This window comes from Pseudomonas brassicae, assembly GCF_010671725.1.
GTDB classification, from domain to species: Bacteria; Pseudomonadota; Gammaproteobacteria; order Pseudomonadales; family Pseudomonadaceae; genus Aquipseudomonas; species Aquipseudomonas brassicae.
On record NZ_JAAHBU010000614.1, the window covers coordinates 1 to 514 of the forward strand.

Below are 514 nucleotides of genomic sequence, written 5' to 3' on the forward strand. Positions count from 1 at the left end.
CGCCCACCGCCGGTATCGCGCCGCGCTCGCAGTCACCGAACAGGTGCGGCAGGCCGCTTTCGTGGGTGAGCTGCCAGGGCCCGGTGGCGCGCACCTTGCTCATGTCCAGGTGGCGGTTGGCCGGCAGCACGGCCATCAGGTAGTTGCCGTGGCGGTCGTCGAGCAGTACCGACTTGGCCACCCGTTCGGCCGGCACCCCGGCCGCGCGGGCCGACTCCAGGCTGGTGGACGAATGCGGGTGTGGAACCAGGTCGTAATCGCAGTTGGCCTTGTCCAGGCGTCGCTGCAGGGTTATTGCCATACGCATGATGCACCTCCTACCCGGCACAGTGGCCCGGGTGATTAAAGTTTAGGCAGTGACGTGGGCGCGTGCCGGACTAAACTTCAAGTAGATACCCGACCGGGAGATCCGCAGGTGGACGCGCGCCGCTGGTGGGGCTTGTTGCTGATACTGCTACTGGGGCTTCTGACCAGCGGTCAGGCTGCGCCCGAGGCCCCGGTGATGCTGCTGCAC

Annotated in this window: 1 protein-coding gene; it reads right to left on the reverse strand. The window is 66.9% G+C overall.

Features of this window, described 5'->3' with window-relative positions:
- On the reverse strand, positions 1–307 hold a 307-nt coding region (locus tag G3436_RS26635), incomplete at its 3' end, for an aminoacyl-tRNA deacylase (protein WP_163951337.1).
- Positions 308–514: the final 207 nt, after the last annotated feature.